This window comes from Xanthomonas sp. 3075 (assembly GCF_014197275.1).
GTDB lineage: Bacteria > Pseudomonadota > Gammaproteobacteria > Xanthomonadales > Xanthomonadaceae > Xanthomonas > Xanthomonas campestris_B.
This window is the reverse complement of record NZ_JACIFI010000009.1, coordinates 61,446-87,008: the sequence shown is the minus strand read 5'-3', so window position 1 is coordinate 87,008 and position 25,563 is coordinate 61,446. Positions and strand designations below refer to the sequence as shown.

Below are 25,563 nucleotides of genomic sequence, written 5' to 3'. Positions count from 1 at the left end.
GCCGTCACTCAGAGCACCGCGTTCGTGAAGTCGAAGTCCAGTTCCTTGCCGACGGTCTGCACCAGATTGCCCTGGATGAAATCCACCCCGCTCATCCACATCGCCGCGGCAGCCTGCGGGTCTTCGATGCGTTGGCCGATGATCAACAGGCCGCGCTGGTGGGCGACGTTGATCGCGCTGCGCAACTGGTCGCGGATGTCGGCATTGCCATGCGCATCGGCGAAGCGGTTGGCCATGCGCACGAAGCTGAGCGGCAATTGGCTCAGCAGCGCGTTGGCTTCGTCGCCGGGCTCGAACTGGCTGAGGCAGAACTGCACGCCGGCCGGCATCAGCTTGGCGCAGAACTGCTGCACGGTGACGGCGTGGATCAAGGCATCGTCCAGGCGCAGATCGACAATCAGCGATTGCCCGGCCACACCGCGCTCGGCCAGGGCCTGGAGCAGCCAGTCAGCGAAGGCGTCGCGTGCCAACGTGCGTGGCGACTGCGAAACGAACAGCCGCAGCGGCGGGCTGGCGTGCTGGTACAGATGCAGCAGGCCGAGCGCGTGGTCCATCACCTGTTGGTCCAGATCGGCGATGCGCCCGGCCGCTTCGGCAGCGGGAATCACCTGGCCGGCCGACAGCAGCGTGCCATCGCTCTGCCGCAGCCGCAGTAGCACCTGGTATTGCGCGGTGTCGCCGCCGGCTACGGCCACGATCGGTTGATAGGCCAATTCGAGCTGGCCTTCGACCAGACGCAGTTGCTCGCGTTGCTCGGCCTGGCTGGGCGCCAGATACACCTGCACGCCGTCGCTGCGCAGGCGTGCCTGCAAGGCGGTGCGTTCGACCGCTTCCAGCGCGCTGCCGGTGTCGTCGAAGCCCAGGCTCAGCGGTGCCAGGCCGATCGCGCAGCGCACGTGCACCGATTCTTCTTCGCGCACCGGGAAGGCATTGGCCGAGAGCCGTTGACGGATATCCAATGCGTGCTGTTCCAGCCCGGTTTCGGGCATGTCCACAGCCAGCAGCAGGAAGCTGTTGTCGTTCAAGCGGGCCAGCGGATACGGATGCGCGGCACTGGCCAGGCGATGCCCGGCCTGGCTCATCAGGCGCTCGTAGGCGGCGTAGCCATAGCGTTCGCGCAGACCGAGCGCGCTGGCGATCTCGATGAAGAACAGGCCGCCGGATTGGGTGTGCTTCAGCGCGTCGGCGAGCAATTCCATCACGTGGCTGCGCGTGGGCAGGCCGGTTTCCGGATTGCTGCGCACGCTGACGGGTTCGCCTGCCTGTTGCAGCGCCTGCTGGCGCGCGCGGCGGATACGGTTGGACACTGCGGCGATCAGGTGGCGCGGGCGGATCGGCTTGGTGAGGAAATCATCCGCGCCGCTGTCGAGCACTTCGAACTGACGCTCCGGATCCGGGTCGCCGGTGAGAAACACGATCGGCAGCAGCTGCTGGCCCGGCTGCTGGCGAATCAGGGTGGTCAGGCGGATGCCGTCCAACTCCGGCATGTGCAGGTCCATCAGGATCAGATCCGGGTGGTAGTCCTGGATCGCCTGCGGCACGCTGGCGGCGGTCATTTCGACCTGCGCATGCATGCCGGCGCCATGCAGCACGCTCTGTGCGAACAGCGCCTGCGAGCGGTCGTCTTCGACGATCAGGACGCGATACGGCGCATCGGCTGCCACGTGGTCGCCGTCGTCGCGGGTTTCCGATTGCGCTGCAGGCCTGGGCGATGCGGCCGTGCTGCCCGCATTGTTTCCGTGGGCCACGGCCTGCGGCGGCATGGGCGCAGCAGCGCTTCCCGGCGCGCGGATAATGGCCGCACTCACCGGCGCAGCGTCTTCTGACGCAGCTGCGGTTTCGTCGGCCCAGCGCTGCCAGTAGTCGGCCGGCGGGGTTTCCGCGCGCAGCGGACGATTACGCGTGGCGGTATCGTCACGCGGGGTGAAAGGAACCGGATCTCGGGCGGCCATCGATACTCCCTGCAGTCGCGAACGATTATGCGATGAACTTCACGATAGCGGGGGGCGACGTGCAGCCGGCGTGGTGGCCGAGCGCAGCGGCGCGGCCAGCCGGTGCATACCCCGCCACAGCAGCCGCCAGACCCACCACACCACCAGCGTGGCCAGCAGGCTGGAACCTACCGCCACGCTCAGCGCCAGCCATGGGTGGGCCAGTGCCAGGGCCAGCGACGTGGTGGCGAGGGTGTCTTCTGCCAGCGACGCGATCCAGTTGCTGGCCGGTTCCGGCGAGGTGTTGAGCAATGCGCGGGTGCCGGCCTTGAGGGTGTGGCTGGTCAGCGCCACGCCAGCGCCTGCCGCCAGCGCGCCCGCGCCCAGATTGCCATCGGGCGACAACGTGGCTGCCGCCAGGAATGCGCCAGCCGGCACGCGCGCCAGCGTCTGCAGCAGGTCCCAGCCCGAATCCACGCCGGGGATCTTGTCGGCGAAGAATTCGGCCACCGCCAGCGCACCCGAGGTGCCCAGCACCCACCACGACTGCGCCGGGTGCAGGGCCTGCGGCAGCTCGATCCAGCCGAGCAGGCCGGCCAGGCCGACGCCGAACACGGTGAGGTAGACACGGATGCCGGCCAGCCAGGCCAGCAGGATGCCGATCACGAACAGGTGGGTGTCGCTCATGGCGGTGTTTCCCTGCAAACAATTGCAGAACTATCGGATAACCGTCGGTCCAGCGCCAGCGCGACGGCCGCCGAGGCTCTGGCACACTACGCCGCCCATGACTGCGCCGGCCCGTCCGGACCCGATGCCCATGAGACCGACCGCACGCGTTCAGATCGTCCGCCGCGAAACCGGCGGTGGCGGCTCCAGCGGCCGCTGGCTGTGGATGGGGGCGATCGTCATCGTGTGGCTGGCATCGCTGGGCGGGGTCTGGTGGATGGCCACGCGTCACGCCGCACCGCGTCTGGTCGAGGCCGAATCGGCGCTGCAGCAGGCGCAGCGTGCCCAGGCCCAGCAGCGGCGACAGATCGAGCAGTTGCAACAGCGCCAGGTCAATCTGGCGATGTCCGACAAGATCAGCCGCGCCGCCAACACCGAGGTGCAGGCCTCGCTGGCCGAGCGCGACGAACAGATCGCCGCACTGCGCGCCGACGTGGCCTTCTACGAGCGGCTGGTGGGCTCGACCGCGCAGCGCAAGGGACTCAACGCGCACTCGGTGCAGTTCACTGCCGAGCCCGGTGGCACCTGGAATTACAGCGTGGTGCTGACCCAGAACCTCAATCGGGGTGCGATCAGCCAGGGCCAGCTGCGCTTTGCGGTGGAAGGCGTGCGCGCCGGCAAGCTGGTCACGGTGAGCTGGAACGAGCTGCATCAAAAGCCCGATGCTGCCGGGCAGCCGTATTCGTTCCGGTATTTCCAGCAATTGGACGGCAGTGTGATCCTGCCGAAGGATTTCACCCCGCAACGTGTCAAAATCTCCCTGAGCGGCGATGGGGCGCCGGTCAATCAGACATTCGATTGGAAAGTCGCCGGTAATGGCGCGGGGGAGTAGCTCATGTTCGGAAACAAGTCCAACCGTGGTGCGCAGACCGTGGTCGACACCTTGATCGGGCCGCAGGTGATCATTCGCGGCGACCTGATGTTCAGCGGCGGGCTGTATGTGGAAGGCCGCATCCTGGGCAAGGTCATCGCCGAAGAGGGCGCCAGCGCCACCTTGACGGTGGCCGAGCAGGGCTGCATCGAAGGCGAGGTGCGCGCACCGGTGGTGATCATCAACGGGCAACTGACCGGCGACGTGCATGCTGCCGAGCGGGTCGAGCTGGCGCCCAACGCGCGCGTGCAGGGCAATGTGCATTACCAGGTGGTGGAGATGAGCGCCGGTGCGCAGCTCACTGGCCGGCTGATTCATGCCGCCACCGCAGGCGCGACCGCCGCGTTGCCGGCCCCGGACGCCAGCCGCGCCGAGCAGGTCAAGGCCCCGCAGGCCGAGACCGCCGACGCCTGAGTGCGGCGGGTGCGACTGAAGCCCGGCTTCGACGTTGCCCGGACCTGCTTGAAGTGTGGCCGCCTGGCCCCCATGCTGACGCCATGAGCACGCTCGTTTCGCTACCCACCGCCGCCCCGGCACCGGACTACCAGTCCATCGACCGGCCGCTGAACTTTTCGTTGGCCGCCGCCGCCAAGGTGCGCGAGCTGATCCAGGAAGAAGGCAATGCCGACCTGGCATTGCGTGTGTACATTCAGGGCGGCGGCTGCTCCGGCTTCCAGTACGGCTTCGAATTCGACGAGAACCGCGCCGAGGACGACCTGGCCGTGGCCACCGATGGGGTGACCTTGCTGGTCGACCCGCTGAGCCTGCAATACCTGATGGGTGCCGAGGTGGATTACACCGAGAGCCTGACCGGTGCGCAGTTCGTGATCCGCAATCCGAATGCCAAGACCACCTGCGGGTGCGGCAGCAGTTTCAGCGTCTGAGTGCAGTGGAGAGAGCCCGGCGTCTGAACAGGCGCCGTTGCTAGCGTGTTCTGCTGGCGTCACATGGTTGCGGGTGTCGCCGATTATCGGCAGGCTTGCGTCGATGCCAGAGTCTCTTTTTTCAACAGCCGGTTTTGCTTTCGCGCATGCGCCGCTGGATCGTGGCGATCTGCTGCGTGACGATGCCGATGCGTTGGCGCGCCTGTGGCCGCAAGGCCGCGTGCTGCTGCTCGATGCCAAGGGCACGGCGTTGGCCGATGCCGAGGGTCAGCCACTGCTGATGGACGGCGCCGCGCTTGGCGAGGTGCCGGAGGCAGCGATTTTTCTGGGCCTGCGCGACAACGTCGGTTGGTTCTGTCTGCTGGCCGAGCAGACCTCCGTGCAGGCAGCGCAGCGCATCGATCTGCGCCAGGCCGCCGCCGACTGTCCGGCCGACGTCGCCACCGCCTTGGCCTATGCACGCGCGATGCTGCATTGGCAGTCGCGTACGCGCTTTTGCGGTGTCTGCGGTGGAGCGATCGCCTTCAGGCGGGCCGGCTTCATCGCCCATTGCACGCAGTGTCAGACCGAGCATTACCCGCGCGTGGATCCGGCGATCATCGTGGCGGTCAGCGATGGCGCGCGCTTGCTGCTGGGGCGCCAGGCAAGTTGGGCACCGGGCCGTTATTCGGTGATTGCCGGGTTTGTGGAGCCGGGCGAGTCGCTGGAGCAGACCGTGGTGCGCGAGGTCTACGAAGAAACCCGCGTGCAGGTGCAGGACTGCCGCTATCTGGGCGCGCAGCCGTGGCCGTTTCCGGGTGCGTTGATGCTGGGGTTCACGGCGCGCGCGGCGGCGACCGAGGTGCCGCAGGTCACCGGCGAGCTGGAAGACGCGCGCTGGGTCAGCCATGCCGAGGTCACCGCTGCATTGGCCGGCGAAGGCGACATCGGGCTGCCACCACGAATTTCCATCGCACGCGCGCTGATCGAGCATTGGCATCGCGCGCATGGCTGAGCCTGGCCGACTGCGCCAAAAACGCACAGCCCCGGCCTGCCGGCGTTCGCTCTAGACTCGGCTGAGGAGGCTCGCCCATGTTTACCACCCTGGTTGCTGTCGTGGTCGCACTTGCGCTGGGTCACCTGGTGCCTGCCCAGGTGGCGCGGTTGCGGCGTTTCGAATGGTTTGGCCACTGGCTGCGCCGGCTCGACAGCCACGCGGCTGGGCGCGGCGCGTGGCAGGGACGTTACGGCGTGCTGCTGGCGTTGTTGCCGGCCTTGCTGGTGGTGTTGCTGCTGCAATGGGTGCTGGACGACGTCTGGCGCGGCTTCCTGGCCTTGCTGTTCGGCGTGGCGGTGCTGGCCTGGACCTGGGGGCCGCGCGATCTGGACCGCGATGTGGAAGCAGTAATCGACGCCGACGAACCGGGCGCGCGTCGTGACGCGATTGCGCAGTTGCAGGCCGCTGGCGGCAGCGTGCACGAAGATGCGCCCTCGTTGGTGGAAGCGGTGGTGGTCAACGGGCTGCGGCGCTGGTTTGCGGTGTTGTGGTGGTTCCTGCTGCTGGGGCCGTTCGGAGCGGTGCTGTATCGGCTGACCGCGTTGGCGGTGGAAAGCCCGCTGTCGGTGTTGCTGCCGCCGCGCAATCTGGCCGGTGCGCGCTGGTTGCTCGCCGCGCTGGAATGGCCGGTGGCGCAGTTGATCACCGTGTCGATGGCGCTGGTTGGGAATTTCGACACCGTGTTCCGTGCCTGGCGGCAGGCGCATGGCAACCGCTGGTCGCTGGATCCGCATTTTCTGGGTGCGGTGGCGCGTGCCAGCGTCAGTGCCGAGCTACGCGAGGAAGCGCATGACTACACCGATTCGGGGCTGGTGCCGGTGTGGCGCCGCCTGCCGGAAGTGCGCGATGCGATGAGCCTGGTCTGGCGCGTGCTGCTGCTGTGGATGGTGGTGCTGGCGTTATTGGTGATTGCCGGGTGGGTGCGGTGAGGTCTGATTTGCCCGGTGAGAACAACGATGCTCAGCTAGCAAGCGATTGATTGCGTGTTGGCATCGCAGCACTTTCTACTGGCGCGCTTTAACCTGGAGCCAGCAAGGAGAAGGGTGGCCAAGGCAGGTTCCTTGCCACCCAGAACCCGGGCAGTAGCGCGATCCAAAGCCACGGAGAGCCAGACAATCTGGCCAGCGGCACCAAGCGCTTTGGCTGCCACCCGAGATGCCACAGCAGCACCCACGGGACCAATAGTAATAGTCCGACCGCAAGAGCATTCATCTTGAAGGCTGTGACCACATCGCCATGTGCCAGCGCATGTAAAGCGCGGGTGATGCCACACCCAGCACAGTAGTAACCCGTCAGTGCATGGAAGATGCAGGGCGGGAACGGATTTCCTGGAAGATTTGGATCAAACTTCCAAAAAATCCATAGGCCTGCACCAGCTGCCACTGCAGCTGGTGCGAGCGAAAGTTGGAGCAGGCGCCTGGACACGCTTATCTCGACTGTTCGATCTGCTGCTGCATCTCAAGAATGCGTGCCTTGTAACCATCTACACCAAGGCTGGCGATTGAAACTATCCAAAGAAGTAATCCAAGCACAAAAATGGCGGTGGTGACCCATGCCAATATTTTTGCAGTACTCGACGCCTTGACCGCCCCTGGAATATCGCCCACGTTGAGCAAGGGATTCACCTTCGCCGCAAAGACGATCGCCACGATGCCGGTGATGATGCCCGGAATCGTCCAGCATGAGCAGCAGATCAGAACGCAAAGAACCGTCATCGTGATGGACCAGGCCAGATGATTTCGAATCGGCTGGACGGGTGGCGGCACAGCGGAAGGCTGCGGATGGATCGGCGGTGGGATGGCACTCATGGTGAAGCTCCTTGGGTGGTAAACGACTGCGAACTGATAAGTGAGTGGGGAGGGTTATCGAGTGGGTGCCGCAGCACTGGCGACAATCGAAGGTGTGTGCATACAACGGCCGCACACCCTTAACGATGCGAGTGCCTGCCGCTGGAATGAGCGGCAGCTGCCAATCACGGCAGACGCCTCAGGCGCGATGATGTTGAGCACGACGACTTCCCCCGGTACGACCTGTCGCGTTCGCTAGGCGAGCGCGGCGGCAAAACGTGTGATGACGCACAGGCTACTCGCGGCGCGCGACGGACGCAAAGCCTGCGCCCGCCGGTCTCAGGGGTGATCCTGACGCAGTGCCCGCACGTGCTGTTCGAGCAGTGCGGCCGTTGCCGTGTGACCCGGCACCGCTGCCCCTGCGACGACTTCGATATGGGCGCGCATCCGACGCGGCACGCGCATGCGGCCCAGGCGGCTATCGCGCCGGCTCCACATGCTCGACCACATGCCGCGCAACGCCATCGGAATCACCGGCACCTGGCGGCGCTCCAGGATCTTTTCCACGCCCGATTTGAATGCAGCGATCTCGCCATCCTTGGTCAGTGCGCCTTCGGGGAAGATGCACACCAGCTCGCCGTCGGCCAGCGCGGCATCGATACGGTCGAAGGCCTGCTGCATCAGCGCAGGGTCTTCGCGCGCACCGGCGATCGGGATCGCCTTGGCGGTGCGGAATATCCAGCGCATCACCGGGATGCGGAAGATCTTGTAGTACATGACAAAGCGCACCGGGCGCGGAATCACCGCCGACAGGATCAGCGCGTCCATGTAGCTGACGTGGTTGCACACCAGCAGCGCGGCGCCTTCATCCGGCACATGGCGCTCGATGCCGTACAGGCGTGGCCGATACAGCGCGCTCACCAGCACCCAGCTGAGAAAGCGCATCAGGAACTCGGGCACCAGGGTGAAGATCCACAGCGCCACCAGCGTATTGGCCAGCGCCAGGGCCAGGAACACCTGTGGAATGCTCAGGCCCGGCAATGGAATGCGCACGCCGAACAGCACCAGCTGCTGCAACTGCAGCGCGATGCCGATGATGGCGGCGGTGACGATGAACAGCGAGTTCTGGATGTTGAGCCCGGCGATCACGCGCGAGAGTTCGGCCTTGGGCGTGCGGCTCTGGATCAGCGCGAACAACGGCACCACGAATAAACCGGTGAACAGACCGATGCCGACCAGATCCACGATCAGGCGCACGCTGCCGGGCTGCTGCACAAACTGGCCGATCGACAGATCGCTGACGGGCGCGCCGCCGGGACGCGCGAAGTACAGATCCAGCAAAAAGGCGCTGATACCGAACGCGCCCAGCGGCACCAGACCGATTTCCACGGTGCGCCCGGACAGCCGTTCGCACAGCAGCGAACCGACGCCGGTGCCGATCGAAAACAGCGCCAGCGCGAACACATACAGGTCCTGCTGGCCGCCGAGATTGAGCTGCGCGTAGGTCGGCAGCTGCGCGGTCAGCACCGTGCCGACGAACCAGAACCACGACACTCCGAGCACGGCATTGCGCACCGCCGGCGTGCGCCGGGTCAGACGCATGATCGCGCGCGATTCGGGGATCGGATTCCAGTTGATCTTCAGCTCCGGCGCGCCGGCATCGACCTTGGGCACCAGCCGCGCGACCAGGTTGCCGGTGACGGCGATGGCGATCACGGCGGTGGCTGCAGCGACCGGCCCGTGGCTGCCGGCGATCTGGAAGATCAGGCCGCCGAAGATCATGCCGCACAGGATCGAGATCGAGGTGCCCATCTCGACCAGGCCATTGCCGCCGGTGAGTTCCTCGGGTTTGAGCACCGAAGGCAGGATGGAGTATTTCACCGGCCCGAACAGCGTGGACTGCAGGCCGGTGCAGAACAGCGCAACCAGCAGGATCACCATGTTCTCGGTGAGAAAACCCACCGCCGCCAGCGACATGATGGCAATTTCCATCGTGGTGGTGATCACGATGAGTTTCTGTTTTTCCAGCTTCTCGGCGATCTGCCCGGCCAGTGCGGAGAACAAAAAGTACGGCAGGATGAACAATGCCGGGGCCAGATTGGTGTACAGCGTGCGCTGCGCCGCATCGATGCCGAGATAGAACAACAAGCCGATGATGGCCTGCCGATAGACATTGTCGTTGAACGCGCCCAACGCCTGCACGGCGAAGAACGGCAAGAAGCGGCGCTGCCTGAGCAGGGCGAACTGACTGTGACCGGACATGCAGTTTCCTTTGCGAACGCGCGCAGCCTAGCAGGCTTCCACGGTGGGCTGGTGCATGGCCGATGCGCTCAGCGCGGCGCGCGTGCCGATGGCGCGCGGCGCGCGGCCTGGGCGCGCAGCAGCGCCACGAAGGCACGCGCGGCCGGGGTGGGATCGGGCCGCCACACCGCATAGGTCAAAAAGCCGAAGCGCTCTTTCAGCGCGACCGTCACCACCCCGCGCATGGCTGCGGCCATGGTCTGCGGCACGATGCCCACGCCCAGGTCGGCGGCGACCAGTTCGCGCACCAGATCGGCATGGGTGACCTCGTATTGCTGGCGCTGCCGCAAGCCGGCCTGCGCGAAGGCCGCATCGACGATGCCGCGCACGCCGGCACCGGCGATCAGCCCGGCCATCGGTTCGTCGTCCAGCTCGGCCAGCGCCACCCGCTTGCGCGTGGCGAAACGATGCGTGGGCGCAACGATCAAGGCCAGGGTTTCCTCGTGCAGCAGCAGACGCTGGTCGGGCACCGCGACCTGCGGGCCGACGCCGACCAGGGCGACATCCAGCCGGCCTTCGCTCAGGTCGTGCAGCAGGGCCTCGCTCATGGCGGTGCGTAGATGCACGTCCACCCGTGCATGCGCGCTGCGAAACGCGCGCAGCAGCGTCGGCAGCTGCACGGTGGTGAGCGAGGAGATCTGCCCCAGCGTGAGCCGGCCGCGCACCGTGCCCAAGGCCTGCGCCATTTCCTCGTGCAGGCGCTCGGCCGCGCGCAAGGTTTCGCGGGCGTTGTGCAGAAATACCTCGCCGGCCGCGGTAGGCCGCACCTGGCGGCTGCCGCGCTCGAACACGCGTGCGCCAAGGGTTTCCTCGATCTTGGCGACCTGGTGGCTGAGCGCCGATTGCACGGTGTTGCAACGGCGCGCGGCGGCGGTAAAGCCGCCTTCCTCGGCCACGGCCACGGCGAATTCGAGTTGGCGCAGGGTCAGCATACGATCTCGAAACGCGATGGAGATGGTGAAAACAATACATTGGAAAGATGCCGTGTCGCTGCCCACACTGCGCCCATTCCTTCAACAGGCACCTGCCATGACCGTCGAACCGATTGCCCACCCGCCATTGCCACGACGGCTGGTGCTGCTGATGGCCGCGGCCACCGGCCTTGCGGTGGCGAGCAACTACTATGCGCAGCCCTTGCTGGAAACGCTGGCGCAGGCGTTCGGGCTCCAGGTGCGCAGCGCCGGGGCGGTGGTGACCGCCGCGCAGTTGGCGTACGCAGTGGGGCTGCTGTTGCTGGTGCCGCTGGGCGACCGGCTGGAGCGGCGCAGCCTGATCGTCGGGCTCTTTGTGCTCAGTGCGCTGGGCCTGCTGGTGAGCGCCGCCTCGCACAGCTTTGGCATGTTGCTGGCCGGCACGATTGTCACTGGCGCCAGTTCGGTGGCGGCGCAGATCCTGGTGCCGTTCGCCGCGACCCTGGCCGCCCCGCACGAGCGCGGGCGGGTGATCGGCACGGTGATGAGCGGCCTGCTGCTGGGCATTCTGCTGGCGCGTACCGCCGCCGGGGTGCTGGCCGGTGTGGGCGGCTGGCATACGGTGTACTGGATCGCCTCCGGCTTGCTGCTGGTCACCGCCTGGCTGTTGTGGCGTGGGCTGCCGCGCCATCCCGGCAATGCGCAGTTGTCGTATCCGCAGTTGGTGGGGTCGGTGCTGACGCTGCTGCGCGACGATGCAGTGCTACGTTCGCGTGCGGTGCTGGGCGGGCTGATCTTTGCCGGTTTCAGCATGTTCTGGACCACGCTGGCGTTCTTGTTGTCCGGGTCGAGCTATGGCTATGGCACGGCGGTGATCGGGCTGTTCGGGTTGATCGGTGCGGCTGGCGCGCTGGCGGCCAATCGTTCCGGCCATTGGTCCGATCGCGGCCATGGCGATCGGGTCAGCTGGGGCGGGCTGGTGATGTTGCTGCTGTCGTGGGGATTGCTGGCGTGTGCGCCGCAGTCGATCGCGCTGCTGATCGTGGGCGTGCTGCTGCTGGATATCGCGGTGCAAGGCGTGCATATCGCCAATCAGAGCGTGATCTATCAGCGCAATCCGAACGCGCGCAATCGCATCACCTCGGCCTATATCACCTGCTACTTCATCGGCGGTGCGGTGGGTTCGACATTGGGCACGGCGGCGTATGCGCAGGCCGGCTGGAATGGTGTGGTGATCGGTGGTGCGGCGCTGGCTGCAGCGGCGCTGGGGTGGGTGGGCTTGAGTGTGTCGCGCAACACCTGGAAGTAAGCGCGGCGCGCACGACGAACGACGCGGCGAGCAGGGCGATGGCCTGTGCGCGCAGTGCGCGGCCTCGCCTCGCCTGTCCATGTGGAGGCGGCCGTGGCTGCGCCGCGTCCACGCCGACCGGCAAAGACGCGCTAGGCCTTGTTGATCGTCAACCGTGTGGTGCCCTCGGCCGGCGCGGTGGTGACCGCCAAGGCCGCAGCACGTAGTTTGGGCAGCAAGCGCAGGGTCAACGCCAACTGGTCGCGCAGCAGGCGTTGCTTGGGCGGCAGTTGCACTGCGTGTTGCTCCAGCGCTTCGGCGGTGGCGACTTCTTCGGTTTCATCGTGCACGGGCAGCGGTTGGCGCTCGCGCAAGGCGGTGGCGATTTCGCTCAGCGTGCGCTGCAGGTAGTCGCCGGCCTGCGCGATGGCGGGATCGTGGTCGCCCTCGAGCGCGGCGCGATGTGCCCCCAGTGCAGACAGATAGCCCAGCAAGGTGTTGGACAGCGCCAGGAAGCGGAAGCCGGCATCCAGATTGCGCCGGTAACGGCCCGGTTCGCGCAGCATGTTGGACAGCGCCACCGACAAGGCGGCATCGGCGTTGTGCATGTCGCGCCGCGCGATACGGTAGGGCAGGTCGTCGCGCATGCCGCTGGCGTATTGCTCCAGCACCTGGGCCAGATACCGCGCGCAGCTGGCAAGCACCGTGGCCATCACCTGATTGAGGCGGCGACCCTGCCAGTCGGGCAGGATCAGGAACGAGGCGGCCGCGGCGATGGCGCAGCCGATCACGGTGTCGATCAGGCGCGGCCAGATCAGCACGAAGCCATCGCCGAGCAGGTTGAAGCAGAACAGCGCCATCACGGTGATGCCGGCGGTGGCCAGCATGTAGCGATCGGTGCGGGTGACGAAGAAGATCAGCGCGGCGGCCAGCGCCAGCAGCAATTGCACTTCGGTGCCGGGGAACAGCTGCATCAACGCCCAGGTGGCGACCAGGCCGATCAGGGTGCCGGCGATCCGCTGCACCAGCCGCAGGCGGGTGGCGCCGTAGTTGGGCCGGCACACGAAGACGGTGGTGAGCAGGATCCAGTAGCCGTTGTCGGCATCGATGGACTGCATGATGGCGTAGCCGACCACCAGCGCGATGGCCATGCGCAGGCCGTGGCGGAACAGTACCGAGCCGGGCGTGAGTTGCTGGCCCAGGCGTGCGGCCATTTCGCGCAAGGTGTGTGGCGATGAATCGCGCAGACGGGTGTCCAGATTGTCGCTGGTGGAATCGAATTGCGCCGCTTCCGAGAGCTTGCGTTCGATGCTCTGCAGATTGGTCACCAGCAGTTCCAGCGCACCGAGCAAACGGGCCAGTGCCGGGTCGGCACGCGCGTGCAGATAGTCCAGCGACTGGCGCAGGTCTTCGGTGGCCAGGCGGCTGTGCTCGCCGTAATCGAACGGCTGGCGCAGCCGGATTGCCTCGCCCAACGCCGCGCAGGCCTTGCCCTGTAGCGCGAGCAGGCGCTGGCAGCGATACAGCACATCGCTGTGGAAGAACGCCTCGGTCAGCGCTTCGTAGGGATAGTGCGAGGAACTGGCGCGCTCGTGGAATTCCTGCGCCATGTAATACAGCCGGAAATACAGGCCCGATTGCACCCCCGGCCGTCCCGACCGGCCGAAGCGGCTCATGATCGCGGTCTTGGCGGCGTTGAGCGCGCCAACGACCTTGGCGTTCTGGTCGGCCAGCGCCAGCCGACGCGCATGCAGGTCGCTCTGCCGCACCGGTTCGAACAGGTCGGCCTTGAGCTTGAGATAGCGGCCCAGCTCGAAGAACAACCGCGACAGCCGTTCGCGTACCGGGCGGTTGGCGAACAGGATGGTCCACAGGATCGACAGCACGCCGTACCAGGTGGCGCCGATCAACAGCAACGCCGCGCCATGCCAGCCGATCAGCGGGTCGTGGCTGCCATGCTGGTCCATGCCGATCATGGCGTAGATCGACAGGGCGACCGTGGCCTGCGCGATGGAGGCGTAGCGCTCGCCCAGCGCGCCGAGCAGGGTCAGCGAAAACGTCGCCAACGCCATGCCGACCACGAACGCCAGCGGATATGGAAACAGCAGCACCACCGCCGCAGCGGCTGCGGCGAAACACAGCAACGACAGCAGCACCGATTTGATGCGACCCAGCCAGTTGTCGTCGGTTTCGGCAATGGCGCTGGCGATCGCGCCCAGGAACAGCGCCGGCACCGCGGTGAGTTGCTGCCAATGCCAGCACACGCCCATCGCCACCGCCAGCGCGATGAACACGCGCAGGCCATAGCTGGCCTTTTCATGGGCCCACAGGCGGCTAAGGCGGGTTTCGAAAGAGGGAGTGGCCACAGTCTCTGTTAGGCAAGGTGCCCGGGCATTATTGCCGCAGGCACGCGCCATCGGGGTGGAGGGCGGCTAATTCTTTGTCAGTAGCTGGCGTTTGTGCGGATTGGAGCCGATTGCGCGACGACGGTGCCTGCACCGCAGCCCAACTGCACGTGCCTGCGCGCAGCCGCGTGAGCTGCGCGTCCGGCCAACTGCATGGCTGTCTACCGCGCTTGGCGACCTTGCAACCTGTGGTTGCGAGTTTGAACACCGCCTTGTCGGCGACCACCAGTGAGCTGTTGCTCTGTTCGGCTGACAACCAGCGGATGTGCGAGCTTGCCCCCATCCGCCCTTCGGGCACCTTCCCCCGCCGGCGGGGGAAGGACGCGGCTTAGCCCTGCGCCTGCCGCTCGCGGGCGATCGCACGCCAGCCGATATCGCTGCGCTGGAAGGCGTTGGGCCAGTGGATCGGCTGCAGGCCGGCATACGCGGTGCGCTGTGCGTCCTGCACGCTGTCGCCCAAGGCGGCCACGCACAGCACGCGGCCACCGGCGCTGATCACCTGCCCGTCGGTATTCAACGCGGTGCCGGCGTGGAAGACCTTGGCGCTGGTCGGCACCTGGTCCAGGCCGGTGATGACCTCGCCGGTGACCGGGGTTTCCGGATAGGGCTTGGCCGCGATCACCACGCCCAGCGAGGGGCGCGGATCCCACTGCGCCTGCGCGGTGTCGAGCTTGCCGTCGATGGCCGCGTCGAGCAGATCGACCAGGTCCGACTGCAGCCGCAGCATCACTGGCTGGGTTTCCGGGTCGCCGAAGCGCACGTTGAATTCGATCACCTTGGGCGCGCCGTGCGCATCGATCATCAGCCCGGCGTACAGGAACCCGGTGAACGGCACGCCGTCGGCGATCATGCCTTGCACGGTCGGCTCGACCACCTCGCGCATCACCCGCGCATGCACCTCGGGCGTGACCACCGGGGCCGGCGAGTACGCGCCCATGCCGCCGGTATTGGGGCCGGTGTCGCCATCGCCGACGCGCTTGTGGTCCTGGCTGGTGGCCATCGGCAAGGCATGTTTGCCATCGACGATCGAGATGAAGCTGGCTTCTTCGCCATCGAGGAATTCTTCGATGACCACACGCGCGCCGGCATCGCCGAAGGCATTGCCCGAGAGCATGTCGCGCACTGCCTCTTCGGCCTCGCGCAGCGTCATCGCCACGATCACGCCCTTGCCGGCGGCCAGGCCATCGGCCTTGACCACGATCGGCGCGCCTTTCTCACGCACATAGGCAAGTGCTGCTTCCACTTCCGTGTGCACCGCGTAATACGCGGTGGGGATGCCGTGGCGCGCCAGGAAATCCTTGGCGAACGCCTTGCTGCCCTCCAGCTGCGCGGCCTTGGCGGTGGGCCCGAAGATACGCAGGCCGGCCGCATGGAAGCGGTCGACCACGCCCAGCACCAGCGGCACTTCCGGGCCGACCACGGTCAGCGCGACGTCTTCGCGCTGCGCCAGTGACAGCAGGCCATCGAGATCATCGACCTTGATCGCCACATTGCGGCACTTGGCCTCGGTGGCGGTGCCGGCATTGCCAGGTGCAACGAGGACCTCGCTCACGCGCGCGGACTGCGCGATCTTCCAGGCCAGGGCGTGTTCACGGCCGCCGGAGCCGATGACAAGGATTTTCATGTAAGTGCCGAGATTGGGGAGTCGTGATTGGGGATTGGTTGAAGCAAGGCGTGGCTCGGAAACAGCAGAAACCAGAGCGACGTTGCCACTCCCGAATCCCCATTCCCGAATCCCGGCACGTCAGTGGCGGAAATGCCGCACGCCGGTAAACACCATCGCGATGGCATGCTCGTCGGCGGCGGCGATCACCTCGCCATCGCGCATCGAGCCGCCCGGCTGGATGACCGCCTTGATACCGGCCGCAGCAGCAGCATCGATACCGTCGCGGAACGGGAAGAACGCATCGGAGGCCATCACCGAGCCGGCCACCGTGAGCTTGGCTTCTTCGGCCTTGAGCGCGGCGATCTTGGCGCTCACCACGCGGCTCATCTGCCCGGCGCCCACGCCAATCGTGCGGCTGTCCTTGGCGTAGACAATGGCGTTGGATTTGACGTACTTGGCCACGCGCCAGGCGAACAGCAGATCGCCCAGTTCCGCATCGCTGGGCGCACGCTGGGTGACCACGCTCAATTCGCCCAGCGACATGCCGCGGTTGTCGGACGACTGCATCAGCAGGCCAGAGCCAATGCGCTTGGTGTCGTAGTTGTTGAGGCCGTTGCCGTGCGGGATCTTGAGCACGCGCACGTTGGCTTTCTTGGTCGCGTACTCGAGCGCGCCGGCATCGTAGTCGGGGGCGATCAATACCTCGACGAACTGGCGGTCGAGAATCGCTTTTGCAGTGGCCGCATCCAGCGTCTTGTTGAAGGCCAGGATGCCGCCGAAGGCACTGGTCGGGTCGGTCGCATAGGCCAGCTCGTAGGCATCGCCGCAGGCCGCGCCCACCGCCACGCCACAGGGGTTGGCGTGCTTGACGATCACGCAGGCCGGCGCATCGAACTGACGCACGCATTCCCATGCGGCATCGGCGTCGGCCAGGTTGTTGTAGCTCAGCTCCTTGCCCTGCAACTGCTGGAAGGTGGCCAAGGTGCCCGGCACCGGATACAGGTCGCGGTAGAACGCGCCGGCCTGGTGCGGGTTCTCGCCGTAGCGCAGGTCCATCACCTTGATGAAGTTGGAATTGATCTGCGCCGGGAACGGGCTGCGCGTGGGCACGCTCTCCGCACTGTCGGCCACGGCGGACAGGTAGTTGCTGATCGCCGCGTCGTACTGCGCCACGCGGTTGAACGCGGCCACCGACAGCGCAAAGCGCTTGGCCGCCGACAGCTGCCCGTCGTTGGCATCGAGTTCGGCCAGCAGCTCGGCGTACTGCGCCGGGTCGGTGGCCACCGCCACGCGGGCAAAGTTCTTCGCTGCCGAGCGCAGCATCGCCGGGCCGCCGATATCGATGTTTTCCACCGCATCGGCCAGTGTGCAATCGGCCTGGGCGGTCACCGACTCGAACGGATACAGGTTCAGCACCAGCAGGTCGATCGGCGCGATGCCGTGTTCGGCCATCACCGCTTCATCGACGCCGGCGCGGCCGAGCAGGCCGCCGTGCACCAGCGGGTGCAGGGTCTTGACGCGGCCGTCCATCATCTCCGGGAAACCGGTCAGCTCGGCAACGTCGGTGACCGGCAGGCCGGCCTCGCGGATCGCCTTGGCGGTGCCGCCGGTGGACAGCAGCTCGACCTTGCGCGCCACCAGCGCGCGGGCCAGATCGATCAGGCCGGTCTTGTCGGAAACGGAGAGCAGGGCCCGGCGCACGGGCAGGAAATCAGAGGCCATCGGTGGGGGATGTCGTTGCGGGGCAGCCGATATTGTAGGCTGCGCCAGCGCTCGAATGGACTCAATAGACGGCAATGGACGCGACCCCTGCTCTGAAACGACGTTTCCACGCGCCGCTGCGGCCGCTGGCGGGCACGCTGTTTCGCGGCGTCTGCACCGCCCAGCATGACCGCGCGCGACGCAACGACGGTGGTGCGCCATCACGCTGGCGCGAACTGGCCGCTGCCACCGGCCCGCATGCCGTTGCGCATGGCGCTCGATGCACCCCACAGTATCCTGACCCGCGGGTTGGGTCGGACATCGCGGACAGCGCAGTGGGCTGCCCACCTCTACGTACGGCGGTCGCAGCAACCAGGACGCGGCCGCACGGCAACCGGAGGTGGCGATACGCACGCGCGGGGGCGCTGCCTCGACGGGCAGCAAGGCGTGATTGGCGGTCGCGTTGGTCCAGCATGCCCCGCCTGCGGCCGTGGCAGTCCGCAGGTGTGAGGGGGCAGCTGCTGACATGGGCTGCGGCATCGATCGGCAAGGAGCGCTTGTGACAGACCAACCCGTGCCCGCACACCTTGATCCGATCGCGGCCACGCCTGCACAACAGGCGTTATGGCAACGGCTGCAGGCATATCGCTTCGGCGATGATGACGCGGCATTGGCGGCGTTCGTCGGTCGCGTCGCCAAGCAGGCGCATTGCAGCGTGACGCAGGCACAACGGATGGTGGAGGAATACCGCCGCTTCTGTTTTCTGGCCTGCACCGGCACGCAGGATGTCACGCCCAGCCCGTTGATCGACCAGGTCTGGCACACCCACCTCACCGACACCCGCGCCTATTGGCAGCAGTTCTGCCCGCAGGTGCTGCAGACCACCTTGCACCATCAGCCCGGGCGCGCAGGCGCTGACGAGGACATGCGCTTCCAGGCGCAGTACCGGCAGACATTGGAACGCTATCGCCAGCATTTCGGCGAGCCGCCGCCAGCGCTGTGGCCAGCGGCGCGGCAGCCCCCGAGCGCGTCGGTATCGACGCCGACGCCTGCGCCGGATGCGGAGGCCACCTTGCGTGCAGTGCGTGGCGGTGCCGGTCACGACAGGTGGACGCGCGGGATCGGCACGGTGATGGGATGGGCTGCCGCAACGTTGGTCGTTGCCGCGTTCGGCAGCAACGCCAACACCGGCGTCCTGTCGCCGCTGCACTGGCGGGGAACGCATTTTCTGGCGTTGTTCGTGGTGCTGATCGGCCTGGCATGGTCAGCAGCCGCGCTGCTGCGGCGTTGGGCGCGCGGCGTGGGGGGAGCTTCCAACCAGCACCTGTCCGATGCTGCCGAGGTGGCCTACCTGAGCGGTGGCGACGCCCGCGTGGCCGACCTGTATTTCGCGCAGTTGCTTGCCACCAACGCAGTATTTCTTGAGCGCGATGAAGAGGCGCAGGGGCGCGTGCGGCTGCGCCGCAACGCGGTAGCCACGGTGCCAGCTGCGCTCGCCCCGGCCTTGCAGATCGCAGGCAATGCCGAAGACCCGGTCATGGCATGGCAGGCGCTACGCGCCTTGGCAGAGCCTGTGCAGCAGCGCGTGGTCGCGAAGGGGCTGTGGCTGGATCCGCGCCATGCGCTGTGGGTGCGCGGGCTCAGCGCGCTCCCGGTTGCAGCGTTGTGGCTACTGGGCGCATGCAAGATCGTGATCGGCCTGCAGGGCGGGTACCCGATCGGTTACCTGCTGGCCCTGATGGTGCTGCTCAGCATGGTGGTGTCGGGGTTCCTGCTGGCGCCGGCGCGCCGCACGTTGGCCGGAGACCAGCAGATCGCCGTGCGCAGAGAGACGGTGAAACCCGACGCTGCGCGCGGCGGTGCCGATCCCGGTCACGTGGTGGCGCTGTATGGCACCGCCGCCTTGCTGGGGACGCCGTGGGAGAGCTACCACACGCTGCGTTCGCCGATGTCCACCACTGGCGACAGCTCGACGACCAGTTGCGGTGGCGGCGGTGACAGTGGCGGCGGCGACAGCGGTGGTGGTGGATGCGGTGGATGCGGGGGAGGGGGCGACTGATGCAACACACACCGCAATTACCGGAACGCCGCCGTCGCTGGGCACGCGCATTGCGCGAACGTGGCGCCACGCCCAATGGCGTGTCGTGGGCAGGGATCGCCTTTGCCGCACTGGCCGGTCTGATGTTCTACATCGCCTTGAGCCACGCGGCGCGCGAGGGCGCGGCGCCGTTGTTGCTGGCCTTGTTCGGTTTGCAGGGCCGGTTGTGGTGCAACCGCATGGATGGCGTGCTGGCACGTGAGGCGCGCCTGGTCGGGCGTGCGGGCGAGGTCTACAACGATGCGCCGGATCGCCTGTCCGATGTCGTGGTCTGCATCGGGCTTGGCTATGGCCTGCAGGCCAGCGTGCCGTGGGCGGCGCAACTGGGGTGGGCGGCCGCGTTGTGCTGCGTGGTCACCGCGTATGTGCGCATGCTCGGTCTGGCCTGCGGCACGCCGGAGCCACGCCAGGGGCCGATGACGCGTGTACAGCGCATGCACTGGTTGTCGCTGGTCACCGCGCTGGCCATTCCGGTGCAGTGGCTGGGCCACGCAACGCCTGCGGCGTGGATGCTGGTGGGCGCACTGTGCGTGCTGATCGCCGGCGCATTGGTGACCGCAGTGCTGCGGCTGCGCAGGATCGTGCGCGCATTGGAGTGGAGGTGATTGCCGGCCAGCCAGGTGCGGGCTGGCGTTGTGCTCGATCGCCGCATTCGCACCGTGGCACGCGGTCGGCGAGGATCTGATAGGCGCCGGGGCCGACTGGTGGTGCCGGCGATCAGCTGCGATCGCGGCATCGACGCCGTGGCCGCATGCGTGAAGGTCACGGTGGCGTGCTCGATCGATTGCATGCGTAACGCGCTCTATCCGTTTGCCGCACCGTGCTGCCCGCATCACCGCAACCTGGTCACCGTTCCGGGCCTTTAGCGAAAACGGAGAAAGTGCAAACGGTGCACTTTCTGAAGGCGGGTATATATCACACGCATTAACTAACGCACTTCTCATTTAATGCATGGATTTTCCGGTGCGGGGTTTCGTCGCATCGGTATTTAAGATGTGCGACGCCAATGCGTCACGAAAACCGATGGGTGCGCGAAACGATTCGAATGTCGCAAGCATTATCGCAGGACAGAATTCCGACCCGGTCGCATATCGGCAAAAAAATCCGGCATTCTGGGACGTGGCCCGTTGTTGTTCTTCGGTGATGCGCACCTGGCTTCTCTTGTGGCGACAATGACCTGGCACGGCTGATCCACGATCTGGACTCGCTGATCTGTTTGTTCGACAGGTTCAAAGTCAATGACGCTCTCGGCGAGGCGTCCCTTCGATATTCGCTGCAACGGCTGTCGCGCAGGAGCCAGCCTTGCCATCACCCCAGCTGCGTCTTGCAGTCACGGCCGTCCATGACCCTGCGATTCAAGCAAGACACCGCAGCGCACGGGCGCCTCGGGGCGTTCGTTGATACCCACCATTGCAGTGCCGGCGCTCGCCTTGCCAACGGGTGGATCTGCCTTGCCATGACGGCTGGATGATCCGTGCCCGCGTTATCGGCGGCAACCAGCGTCGGCTTGCATCGCTGCCCGGAATATCCAGATGAGATCATTCTTATGAATCGTGAAAAAGTCTTGGCGTTACGCACCTGCACCAACAATATGTCCGATCATTGCGGTCTGATCTGGCCACGCACAGGCAGTGTCGAGTGCACGCATTGGCAACCCACCATCAAGCAGGAAAACGGCCTGACCGGCCTGCTGTGGGGGCAGGGCACCAATGCGCATCTGAACATGCACGCCGATGCGCACTGGGTGGTGTGCATGGTGGACACCGCCGACATCATCTGGCTGGGCGAGGAGGGAATGATCAAGTTTCCCCGGGCCGAGGTGGTCTACGCCGGCAACCGTGCAGGCGCCATGCAGTGCATTGCCGCCGGCATCGAGCAGCATGCGCCGCCCCCGCCGCCCCCGCCGGAGCCGCCCGTAGCCGCAGTCATTGCTGCGCAATTCATTCCCAAGGCAGCACAGGCGCAGTTCACTGCGCCGGCAGTGGAGCAGAGCGGTTATTCCGTGGCACCGACACAGCCACAGCCACAGCCACAGCAACCGCCATTGGCCGGCGCTGGCGGCGTGCAGATGCCGCCGCATCCGCAGGACACGGCGCTCACGCGCGAGATCGCAACCTATGGCAGCACGCTTACCGGTGCCGATCAAAGTCAGCTGATCGCAGGCTATGGAAGCACCGAAACTGCGGGTAATCGCAGCGAGTTGATCGCCGGCTACGGCAGCACCGGTGTGGCCGGATCGGACAGCACCATCGTGGCCGGCTATGGCAGCTCGCAAACGGCCGGTGGCGGAAGCACGCTGACCGCCGGCTATGGCAGCACGCAGACCGCACGCAGCGGCAGCGATCTGACCGCTGGCTACGGCAGTACCGAAACCGCCGGTGCCGACAGCTCGTTGATCGCAGGCTATGGCAGCACCCAGACCTCCGGTGGCGACAGTTCGCTGACTGCCGGCTACGGCAGTACCCAGACGGCGCAGGGCGGCAGCGATCTCACCGCCGGCTATGGCAGCACCGCCACCGCCGGCGCCGATAGCACCTTGATCGCCGGCTACGGCAGTACGCAGACCTCCGGCGGCGAAAGCTCGCTCACCGCCGGCTACGGGAGTACCCAGACCGCGCAGGATGGCAGTGACCTGACGGCTGGGTATGGCAGCACCGGCACTGCCGGTGCCGACAGTTCGTTGATCGCCGGCTACGGCAGTACGCAGACATCGGGCAATGCCAGCTCGCTGACCGCCGGCTATGGCAGCACGCAGACCGCGCGCACCGGTAGCGATCTGACTGCCGGTTACGGCAGCACCTCCACCGCCGGCGCCGACAGCACCTTGATCGCCGGCTACGGCAGCACGCAGACCTCCGGTGGCGAGAGCTCGCTGACTGCCGGTTACGGCAGTACGCAAACCGCGCGCAAGGGCAGCGATTTGACTGCCGGCTATGGCAGCACCTCGACGGCGGGTGGGGACAGCACGCTGATCGCCGGCTACGGCAGCACGCAGACCTCGGGCAACGCCAGTTCGCTCACTGCCGGCTACGGCAGCACGCAGACCGCCCGCAGCGGCAGCGATCTCACCACCGGCTATGGCAGCACCTCCACGGCCGGCGCCGACAGCACCTTGGTCGCCGGCTACGGCAGCACGCAGACCTCCGGCGGCGACAGTTCGCTCACTGCCGGTTATGGGAGTACGCAAACTGCCCGCAGCGGCAGCGATCTCACCACCGGCTATGGCAGCACCTCCACGGCCGGTGCCGACAGCACCTTGATCGCCGGCTACGGCAGCACGCAGACCTCCGGCGGCGACAGCTCGCTCACTGCCGGCTACGGCAGCACGCAAACTGCCCGCAGCGGCAGCGATCTCACCACCGGCTATGGCAGCACCTCCACGGCCGGTGCCGACAGCACCTTGGTCGCCGGCTACGGCAGCACGCAGACCTCCGGCGGTGACAGCTCGCTCACTGCCGGCTACGGCAGCACACAAACTGCCCGTAGCGGCAGCGACCTCACCACCGGCTATGGCAGCACTTCCACGGCCGGTGGCGAGAGCACGCTGATTGCCGGTTACGGCAGCACCCAGACCTCGGGCAACGCCAGTTCGCTCACTGCCGGCTACGGCAGCACACAAACCGCGCGTAGCGGTAGCGACCTCACCACCGGCTATGGCAGCACCTCCACTGCCGGTGCCGACAGCACCTTGATTGCCGGCTACGGCAGCACGCAGACCTCCGGCGGAGAAAGCTCGCTCACCGCCGGCTATGGCAGTACCCAGACCGCGCGCAAGGGCAGCGATCTGACCGCCGGTTACGGCAGCACCTCCACTGCCGGTGCCGATAGCACCTTGATCGCTGGGTACGGCAGCACGCAGACCTCCGGTGGCGACAGTTCGCTGACCGCTGGCTATGGCAGCACGCAGACCGCCCGTAGCGGCAGCGATCTGACCGCCGGTTACGGCAGCACCTCCACCGCTGGCTCGGACAGTTCATTGATCGCCGGCTACGGCAGCACGCAGACGGCGGGCTTCAAGAGCATCCTGACCACCGGCTACGGCAGCACCCAGACCGCGCAGGAGGGCAGCATGCTCACCGCCGGTTATGGCAGCTCCTCCACTGCCGGCTCGGACAGCTCGCTGATCGCCGGCTACGGCAGCACGCAGACGGCGGGTTTCAAAAGCATGCTCACCGCCGGCTACGGCAGCACGCAGACTGCGCAGGAGCGCAGCATGCTCACCACCGGCTACGGCAGCACCTCCACCGCTGGGCACGACAGTACGCTGATCGCCGGCTACGGCAGTACCCAGACGGCCGGTTACAAGAGCATTCTCACCACCGGCTATGGCAGCACCCAGACCGCCCAGGAGAGCAGTTCGCTCATTGCCGGCTACGGCAGTTCATCGATGGCCGGCCCGGACAGTTCGCTCATCGCCGGCTATGGCAGCACCCAGACGGCCGGCTACGACAGTTCACTGACGGCCGGTTACGGCAGCACCCAGACCGCGCAGAGCAGCAGCTGGCTGATCACCGGCTACGGCAGTACCTCCACCGCCAGCTTCCAGAGTTCGCTGATTGCCGGCTATGGCAGCACCCAGACCGCAGGCTACGAGAGCACCCTGACCGCTGGCTACGGCAGCACCCAGACGGCGCAGGAAATCAGCTGGCTCACCACCGGCTACGGCAGTACGCAAACCGCAGGACATGGCAGCATTCTGACCGCCGGCTATGGCAGCAACTCCACCGCCGGTTATGAAAGCATCTTGATCGCCGGCTACGGCAGCACCCAGACCGCCGGCTACGACAGCACCCTCACCGCCGGCTACGGCAGCACGCTGACCGCGCTGGAAAACAGCACGCTCACCGCCGGCTACGGCAGCACCGAAATCGCCGGGTTCTCCAGCACCCTGATCGCCGGCTACGGCAGCAGCCAGACCGCCGGTGGCGACAGCACGCTGACGGCCGGCTACGGCAGCACCTTGACCGCACAGGACAACAGCTCGTTGACCGCCGGCTATGGCAGTACCGAGACCGCCGGCCAAGACAGTTCGCTGATCGCCGGGTATGGCAGCACGTTGACCAGCGGCGTGCGCAGTTCTCTGACGGCCGGCTATGGCAGCAATCAGATCGCAAGCTATGGGAGTTCGTTGATCGCCGGGCACGAAAGCACCCAGATCGCCGGACATCGGAGCATGCTGATCGCCGGCAAACTGAGTTCACAGACCGCCGGTTCGCGCAGCACGCTGATCGCCGGCATGGGCAGCATCCAGACGGCGGGGGATCGCAGCAAGTTGATCGCCGGTGCCGACAGCACCCAGATCGCCGGCGATCGCAGCAAGCTGTTGGCCGGCCGCAACAGCTACCTCACTGCCGGAGACCGCAGCAAGCTCACCGCAGGCGATGACTGCACGCTGATGGCCGGCGACCGCAGCAAGCTGACGGCCGGCAAGAACAGCATCCTGACCGCCGGAGCCAACAGCAGGTTGATCGGCAGCCTGGGCTCCACCTTGACCGGCGGCGAAGACTCGGTATTGATCTTCCGATGCTGGGACGGCAAGCGCTATACCAACATCATCGCCAAGACCGGCGAGGAAGGGGTCGAGGCCGACACCGCCTACCAGGTCGATGACGACAGGAACGTGGTCGAAAAATTCGATGACCCGTTCGATACGATCGTGCTTGAGCATGACGGCGGGCCGGCGTCTGCAGCCGATCATGCGCCCGCCGCGCAATCGCCCCACTGAGCAGGGCGGCGCAGGCACGCCATCGGCGTCGCTGATCCAGGTCTGCGATGGCCAACTGCCGAATGCGGCAGTTGGCCTGACCGGATGCGTTCGACCACGCTGTGCAGCGAACGCGGCGACGGCGCCCGCCCGCGTGGCATCACGCAGGCACGACCAGAAGCGCATCATCACGCGTGCAGCCAACACGCCCACGCTGGGCACGCATCGACAGCGGGACGTGCCCCGGCATGCGCAAGGCACAACCGATCAGAAACTTGGCCCCGGCGAATGGCAGATGCCCTGCGTGCCGGACT

The 25,563-nt window shown here is 66.5% G+C and carries 19 protein-coding genes and 3 pseudogenes; 12 read left to right on the top strand and 10 right to left on the bottom strand.

What is annotated here, in order from left to right; all coding sequences use genetic code 11:
• Positions 1-8: 8 nt before the first annotated feature.
• Positions 9-1,952, bottom strand: a complete 1,944-nt coding sequence (locus GGR62_RS10370) for an EAL domain-containing response regulator (RefSeq protein ID WP_184407826.1) — start codon at positions 1,950-1,952, stop codon at positions 9-11.
• A 39-nt stretch (positions 1,953-1,991) separates the two neighbouring features.
• Entirely contained in the window at positions 1,992-2,618 is a 627-nt protein-coding gene (locus GGR62_RS10365; protein ID WP_184407825.1) for a DUF4126 domain-containing protein, read from the bottom strand.
• 130 nt (positions 2,619-2,748) lie between these two features.
• On the opposite strand from GGR62_RS10365, the gene GGR62_RS10360 reads away from it, so the two are divergent.
• The 5 genes from GGR62_RS10360 to GGR62_RS10340 all read left to right on the top strand — a co-directional run bounded on the left by GGR62_RS10360 (position 2,749) and on the right by GGR62_RS10340 (position 6,377).
• A complete protein-coding gene (locus GGR62_RS10360; protein ID WP_326520251.1) occupies positions 2,749-3,489 on the top strand; it encodes a DUF6776 family protein in 741 nt (246 codons plus the stop codon).
• A gap of 3 nt (positions 3,490-3,492) precedes the next feature.
• The gene (locus GGR62_RS10355; RefSeq protein ID WP_184407823.1) at positions 3,493-3,942 is read left to right on the top strand and encodes a polymer-forming cytoskeletal protein; all 450 of its coding nucleotides are present in this window, start codon (positions 3,493-3,495) and stop codon (positions 3,940-3,942) included.
• Between the two features lie 83 nt (positions 3,943-4,025).
• Complete coding sequence (gene erpA, locus GGR62_RS10350) at positions 4,026-4,412, top strand: iron-sulfur cluster insertion protein ErpA (RefSeq protein WP_184407822.1); 387 nt, start codon at positions 4,026-4,028, stop codon at positions 4,410-4,412.
• Positions 4,413-4,515: 103 nt separating this feature from the next.
• Positions 4,516-5,406 (top strand): NAD(+) diphosphatase, encoded by an 891-nt coding sequence (gene nudC / locus GGR62_RS10345; protein ID WP_184407821.1) that lies wholly within the window; start codon positions 4,516-4,518, stop codon positions 5,404-5,406.
• Positions 5,407-5,483: 77 nt separating this feature from the next.
• Positions 5,484-6,377: a cobalamin biosynthesis protein gene (locus GGR62_RS10340; RefSeq protein ID WP_184407820.1), complete on the top strand. Its 894-nt coding sequence runs from the start codon at positions 5,484-5,486 to the stop codon at positions 6,375-6,377.
• An 88-nt stretch (positions 6,378-6,465) separates the two neighbouring features.
• Here GGR62_RS10340 and GGR62_RS10335 read toward each other — a convergent pair whose 3' ends face one another.
• The 4 genes from GGR62_RS10335 to GGR62_RS10320 all read right to left on the bottom strand — a co-directional run bounded on the left by GGR62_RS10335 (position 6,466) and on the right by GGR62_RS10320 (position 10,468).
• Complete coding sequence (locus GGR62_RS10335) at positions 6,466-6,831, bottom strand: DUF2752 domain-containing protein (protein WP_326520253.1); 366 nt, start codon at positions 6,829-6,831, stop codon at positions 6,466-6,468.
• Between the two features lie 44 nt (positions 6,832-6,875).
• Positions 6,876-7,256, bottom strand: coding sequence for a CD225/dispanin family protein (locus tag GGR62_RS10330; protein WP_070689523.1), 381 nt, complete (start codon positions 7,254-7,256; stop codon positions 6,876-6,878).
• Between the two features lie 318 nt (positions 7,257-7,574).
• Positions 7,575-9,497 (bottom strand): MFS transporter, encoded by a 1,923-nt coding sequence (locus tag GGR62_RS10325; protein WP_184407818.1) that lies wholly within the window; start codon positions 9,495-9,497, stop codon positions 7,575-7,577.
• 68 nt (positions 9,498-9,565) lie between these two features.
• A complete protein-coding gene (locus tag GGR62_RS10320; RefSeq protein ID WP_184407817.1) occupies positions 9,566-10,468 on the bottom strand; it encodes a LysR family transcriptional regulator in 903 nt (300 codons plus the stop codon).
• Between the two features lie 97 nt (positions 10,469-10,565).
• Here GGR62_RS10320 and GGR62_RS10315 point away from each other — a divergent pair, with 97 nt between their 5' ends.
• Positions 10,566-11,756: an MFS transporter gene (locus GGR62_RS10315; protein ID WP_184407816.1), complete on the top strand. Its 1,191-nt coding sequence runs from the start codon at positions 10,566-10,568 to the stop codon at positions 11,754-11,756.
• Positions 11,757-11,887: 131 nt separating this feature from the next.
• On the opposite strand, the gene yccS is transcribed toward GGR62_RS10315, so the two are convergent.
• From yccS to purH, 4 genes and pseudogenes are all read right to left on the bottom strand, one after another.
• Positions 11,888-14,101, bottom strand: coding sequence for a YccS family putative transporter (gene yccS, locus GGR62_RS10310; RefSeq protein ID WP_184407815.1), 2,214 nt, complete (start codon positions 14,099-14,101; stop codon positions 11,888-11,890).
• 66 nt (positions 14,102-14,167) lie between these two features.
• Positions 14,168-14,369, bottom strand: a pseudogene (locus tag GGR62_RS21190) (hypothetical protein).
• 99 nt (positions 14,370-14,468) lie between these two features.
• Positions 14,469-15,764 (bottom strand): phosphoribosylamine--glycine ligase, encoded by a 1,296-nt coding sequence (gene purD, locus GGR62_RS10305; protein WP_184407814.1) that lies wholly within the window; start codon positions 15,762-15,764, stop codon positions 14,469-14,471.
• A gap of 120 nt (positions 15,765-15,884) precedes the next feature.
• A complete protein-coding gene (purH, locus tag GGR62_RS10300) occupies positions 15,885-17,468 on the bottom strand; it encodes a bifunctional phosphoribosylaminoimidazolecarboxamide formyltransferase/IMP cyclohydrolase (RefSeq protein WP_184407813.1) in 1,584 nt (527 codons plus the stop codon).
• Positions 17,469-18,006: 538 nt separating this feature from the next.
• On the opposite strand from purH, the gene GGR62_RS10295 reads away from it, so the two are divergent.
• From GGR62_RS10295 to GGR62_RS21175, 6 genes and pseudogenes are all read left to right on the top strand, one after another.
• Positions 18,007-19,506: a TIGR04222 domain-containing membrane protein gene (locus tag GGR62_RS10295; RefSeq protein ID WP_326520250.1), complete on the top strand. Its 1,500-nt coding sequence runs from the start codon at positions 18,007-18,009 to the stop codon at positions 19,504-19,506.
• Positions 19,506-20,150 (top strand): CDP-alcohol phosphatidyltransferase family protein, encoded by a 645-nt coding sequence (locus GGR62_RS10290; RefSeq protein ID WP_184407811.1) that lies wholly within the window; start codon positions 19,506-19,508, stop codon positions 20,148-20,150. The genes GGR62_RS10295 and GGR62_RS10290 overlap by 1 nt, the downstream gene beginning before the upstream one ends.
• Positions 20,151-21,091: 941 nt before the next feature.
• Positions 21,092-21,943, top strand: a pseudogene (locus GGR62_RS21435) (Ice nucleation protein); the annotation flags it as partial.
• Between the two features lie 311 nt (positions 21,944-22,254).
• Positions 22,255-22,317 carry a hypothetical protein gene (locus GGR62_RS21430; protein ID WP_326520252.1) on the top strand — a complete coding sequence of 21 codons (63 nt, stop codon included), beginning with the start codon at positions 22,255-22,257 and terminating at the stop codon, positions 22,315-22,317.
• A 273-nt stretch (positions 22,318-22,590) separates the two neighbouring features.
• Positions 22,591-22,986, top strand: a pseudogene (locus GGR62_RS21180) (hypothetical protein); the annotation flags it as partial.
• Positions 22,946-25,270, top strand: a complete 2,325-nt coding sequence (locus tag GGR62_RS21175) for a hypothetical protein (protein ID WP_260305827.1) — start codon at positions 22,946-22,948, stop codon at positions 25,268-25,270. The pseudogene GGR62_RS21180 and the gene GGR62_RS21175, both read left to right, overlap by 41 nt.
• Positions 25,271-25,563 lie beyond the last annotated feature (293 nt).

Excerpts from the sequence above, each read along its gene's own strand:
- GGR62_RS10370 (WP_184407826.1), bottom strand. The coding sequence starts at position 1,952 with ATGGCCGCCCGAGATCCGGTTCCTTTCACCCCGCGTGACGATACCGCC.
- GGR62_RS10365 (WP_184407825.1), bottom strand. The coding sequence starts at position 2,618 with ATGAGCGACACCCACCTGTTCGTGATCGGCATCCTGCTGGCCTGGCTG.
- GGR62_RS10360 (WP_326520251.1), top strand. The coding sequence starts at position 2,749 with ATGAGACCGACCGCACGCGTTCAGATCGTCCGCCGCGAAACCGGCGGT.
- GGR62_RS10355 (WP_184407823.1), top strand. The coding sequence starts at position 3,493 with ATGTTCGGAAACAAGTCCAACCGTGGTGCGCAGACCGTGGTCGACACC.
- erpA (WP_184407822.1), top strand. The coding sequence starts at position 4,026 with ATGAGCACGCTCGTTTCGCTACCCACCGCCGCCCCGGCACCGGACTAC.
- nudC (WP_184407821.1), top strand. The coding sequence starts at position 4,516 with ATGCCAGAGTCTCTTTTTTCAACAGCCGGTTTTGCTTTCGCGCATGCG.
- GGR62_RS10340 (WP_184407820.1), top strand. The coding sequence starts at position 5,484 with ATGTTTACCACCCTGGTTGCTGTCGTGGTCGCACTTGCGCTGGGTCAC.
- GGR62_RS10330 (WP_070689523.1), bottom strand. The coding sequence starts at position 7,256 with ATGAGTGCCATCCCACCGCCGATCCATCCGCAGCCTTCCGCTGTGCCG.
- GGR62_RS10325 (WP_184407818.1), bottom strand. The coding sequence starts at position 9,497 with ATGTCCGGTCACAGTCAGTTCGCCCTGCTCAGGCAGCGCCGCTTCTTG.
- GGR62_RS10320 (WP_184407817.1), bottom strand. The coding sequence starts at position 10,468 with ATGCTGACCCTGCGCCAACTCGAATTCGCCGTGGCCGTGGCCGAGGAA.
- GGR62_RS10315 (WP_184407816.1), top strand. The coding sequence starts at position 10,566 with ATGACCGTCGAACCGATTGCCCACCCGCCATTGCCACGACGGCTGGTG.
- purD (WP_184407814.1), bottom strand. The coding sequence starts at position 15,764 with ATGAAAATCCTTGTCATCGGCTCCGGCGGCCGTGAACACGCCCTGGCC.
- purH (WP_184407813.1), bottom strand. The coding sequence starts at position 17,468 with ATGGCCTCTGATTTCCTGCCCGTGCGCCGGGCCCTGCTCTCCGTTTCC.
- GGR62_RS10290 (WP_184407811.1), top strand. The coding sequence starts at position 19,506 with ATGCAACACACACCGCAATTACCGGAACGCCGCCGTCGCTGGGCACGC.